Genomic DNA, 3,028 nt, shown 5'->3' with positions numbered 1-3,028 from the left:
ATATATCTCTATCGACTTTGAACCAAGTACCCATGTTCACCATCCTTTTTTACGCTACTTTTTAATACAAACCGCAACCGTTCCCTTATCCTCAACCCTTAGCAACTTATATCCTGGTACGTTACGTTCTATATAAGAAGCAACGTACCGTTTAAATAATGCTTTGTTACCGTTTGCTAACCATGTGTAGCAATGTGGTATGTGTTCTTTGATCTGCTTCATGCGATCAACCTTTGTCATTTATCGTTCTTAGCTCATCCTCTAGCTTGTTGCGTTTCTGTCGTAAATCTATCAATCTATGATGTAATGATTCATACATGTGTTTGTACTTGTTATGCATCGCATTAGCGTCCTTTTCTTGTTCGCGTAGCTTAGTTATAGTTAATTCCGCCTTCGCTTCTTTAACAGCTACCGTTCCAGTCTCGTTTAAGATACATTCTGCAAATATTCTCTTACGATCTAAATAAGCTGTATCTCTGACGTTTAATGCTTCGCTAGATAAATCACCTACAATAAACAACGCTTCGTTATGCAAGCTGACTAGTTCGTATAAATGAGATAGTTCGTTGTTGTCTAGTTGTTTTATATCGCTAAATATCTTCGTTAATTGTTCTGCTCGCTTTTCAATCTTGTCGTTCATAGTATCCAATCAACTCTTTTCGCTTGTTCATGCGCCATTCTCGACCTTTTGCAGTATAATCAGCAAAGTTATGACAAGTTCCTGTGTTTACGGATGGTCCACATAAGAGGGCGACATTTGCAGGATCATCGCCACTACCTCCTTGTGAAGCTTGTACTAAATGAGCCATTTCAAAGGCATATGCGCTTGTTCTTCCGCATCGTTCACATTTGCCCTCGCTTCTTTGTAAAACCTCGTCACGTACTTTGTTTGTAATCTTAGATGTGTTACCTCTTTTGGGTTTGCTTCGTTTATGATTTGGTTTAGGGACGGCGGGCATTTTATTACGCTCCCTCTTGTAGTTGTTCAACCCATTTGTTTAGCGTTGTGATAGCTTTACTAGCTTGATTTGATGTAAGTTTGGTTACATCGCTAACCTTTAATGCTTGGTAAATATCTTCATCGTTCTTTGATTTAGCAGATGCAATTTTCTTAACTTGCATTTTAATTAGTCCAACTTGTTTACTAGAAGCTTGTTTTGTTTGCTTGCTTGTTTGTTCATAATCATTGCCACTGGCTCCGTTCGCATCATCGTCTTTTTCTGTTGCTATACCTAACATTGCCGATAAGCTATATCTCTTCATATAAGTTACCTGTCCGCCCATATCTTGGATACTTGTACTAGCTTGCATTTGCAATGGTTCGCTTTTTACAAATTCACCACTGGAATGAAGTATCATAGTTTCAACAGAAACAAATTGCTTTCCATCTAAAACATTTGTATAAGCGTTCTGTACAATAACTAAATCGTTTTCTTTGTAAACACGTTTAGCTTCATCTAATATTCCGCCTAAATCTGTATAATCGAATGTGTAAGAACTTCCACTCTTGGTGTTTACTTTTACACTCGAATTATGTTTTGGATTTTCTAATTCTGACCAAGCTTTAGCTAATGCGGGCGCTATTTTTGTATTAGATTCAGAAAATATCATGATTCATCCACCTTCACAGTAAAGTCCTCTCCCGGTTCATCAACGGTAATTCCGTCAATAAATTCACCTGTATCGGGATTAACAACTTTCCCGTTCATAACCTCGAAAGATTTTTTAATTTGTGATTTATTCGGTTTTTCTGTAATGTTGATAAAGTCAGTCATTTCGGCTTTTTTCAATGATTCGATTACTTGATCATCATCGTAATTCCATTTAGCTTGTTTTTTTCTAAAACCAATGCGACCGTTAGGCAATTTCAATGATTTAAACTTTGCATCCTTCTCGCGTTGTTCCATAGCGAACGCTGCCAAGTGCCCTTGAAAGAAGTCGATACTTTGTTGCAATCGTTCGTTTTCTGACTTATTCCAATCCTCAATTTTGCTTATTTCAATAGTTGCCAGTTCATTGTTCTGTTTTTGTTGTTTCTGGAATTGAGCAATCTTACGTAAAGCCCAATTCGCTTTCTGTTCATCATCAACTTTAAAACCTTCTTGTTCTACAGCTTCCGTTTGATCAAGATACTCTTGTAATTCCATGCTCTAATTCCTCCCTAGCTTGTTTTAAAAGTTGCAAATCTAGTTTGTTACCTGTCATAGAAGCAATGTCGTATATGTTTTGAAATGCGTTAGGATTATTACGTTGTAATTCGTGTTTATATAAGCAAACAAATTGATTCACATTATCACTCCCATTGATTTGTTTTTGCATATTCTTCCAGAGGTAAAACTGCAATTGTTTCTTTCTGGTTGAGAAAATTAATATTATTTTTAAACCGGTTAGGCCAACATCCGTCTATTGATATGTCATCAAAAACGACCGTTAATTCTCCTAATGACAAATAACTAACATTAACCCACCACTCAATTTGATAAGTTTTTCCTCGTACTTCAAATTCAAAAATCCTGTTATATTTTCCGTCGATCATTCCTTCGTGTTTTGTTAAGTTAATGTTTTTATTGCTTTGTAAAACATTCAATAGATGTTCTCTTTCCAAATAATCAGCCCCTTGCATTTGTTCAGCCGATCAACTATAATTAAGTTGACTATTTAATTAATTGACCGACTGACCGCCTGTGATGGCGGTTTTTTATTGCCTTCTTTCAATCCCCAAGTTCTCCGACAAATACCTTTCCATGTTTACTTCAAGTACAATGTCGCCATCTTCCGTTTCAAATACTTCATCGTTAATTGTTACTAGATCACCAAACAAATCAAATTCCTCATAACCTTCATCAACCGGATACGGATAGCCTGTCCTAAGCGTTCGTGTAATTGATGGATGTTCTAACATGACCATTTTCCTTACCTCCTTTTCTAGATTGATAGTTCTGCGGTAGCCAACCGCTTGCAAAATGTGAGTAATGCATAATTAGGCGATGAACGACTGTTTCCGCAGCCGCACTGATAGTTTGGCTAG

Annotated in this window: 8 protein-coding genes; all 8 read right to left on the bottom strand. The window is 36.8% G+C overall.

Annotated elements, in window-relative coordinates; all coding sequences use genetic code 11:
- Nucleotides 1-54: 54 nt before the first annotated feature.
- Nucleotides 55-222 carry a hypothetical protein gene (locus tag DES48_RS15640; protein ID WP_170126256.1) on the bottom strand — a complete coding sequence of 56 codons (168 nt, stop codon included), beginning with the start codon at nt 220-222 and terminating at the stop codon, nt 55-57.
- A 4-nt stretch (nt 223-226) separates the two neighbouring features.
- Nucleotides 227-640, bottom strand: coding sequence for a hypothetical protein (locus DES48_RS15635; protein WP_113870225.1), 414 nt, complete (start codon nt 638-640; stop codon nt 227-229).
- Nucleotides 624-959 (bottom strand): HNH endonuclease, encoded by a 336-nt coding sequence (locus DES48_RS15630; protein WP_113870224.1) that lies wholly within the window; start codon nt 957-959, stop codon nt 624-626. Before DES48_RS15630 ends, DES48_RS15635 begins: the two co-directional genes overlap by 17 nt.
- Nucleotides 960-963: 4 nt before the next feature.
- Nucleotides 964-1,611 (bottom strand): ERF family protein, encoded by a 648-nt coding sequence (locus DES48_RS15625; RefSeq protein WP_113870223.1) that lies wholly within the window; start codon nt 1,609-1,611, stop codon nt 964-966.
- Nucleotides 1,608-2,147, bottom strand: coding sequence for a host-nuclease inhibitor Gam family protein (locus DES48_RS15620; protein ID WP_113870222.1), 540 nt, complete (start codon nt 2,145-2,147; stop codon nt 1,608-1,610). Before DES48_RS15620 ends, DES48_RS15625 begins: the two co-directional genes overlap by 4 nt.
- On the bottom strand, nt 2,125-2,289 hold the full coding sequence (locus DES48_RS16050) for a hypothetical protein (protein ID WP_170126255.1): 165 nt from the start codon (nt 2,287-2,289) through the stop codon (nt 2,125-2,127). The genes DES48_RS15620 and DES48_RS16050 overlap by 23 nt, the downstream gene beginning before the upstream one ends.
- 4 nt (nt 2,290-2,293) lie before the next feature.
- Nucleotides 2,294-2,605 (bottom strand): hypothetical protein, encoded by a 312-nt coding sequence (locus tag DES48_RS15615; RefSeq protein ID WP_113870221.1) that lies wholly within the window; start codon nt 2,603-2,605, stop codon nt 2,294-2,296.
- A 93-nt stretch (nt 2,606-2,698) separates the two neighbouring features.
- Nucleotides 2,699-2,908 (bottom strand): YqaI family protein, encoded by a 210-nt coding sequence (locus DES48_RS15610; RefSeq protein WP_113870220.1) that lies wholly within the window; start codon nt 2,906-2,908, stop codon nt 2,699-2,701.
- Between the last annotated feature and the right edge of the window lie 120 nt (nt 2,909-3,028).

This window comes from Paraliobacillus ryukyuensis (assembly GCF_003315295.1).
Classification (GTDB): domain Bacteria; phylum Bacillota; class Bacilli; order Bacillales; family Amphibacillaceae; genus Paraliobacillus; species Paraliobacillus ryukyuensis.
The sequence above is the reverse complement of the archived record's forward strand: the minus strand, read 5'-3'. Positions and strand labels throughout refer to the sequence as shown.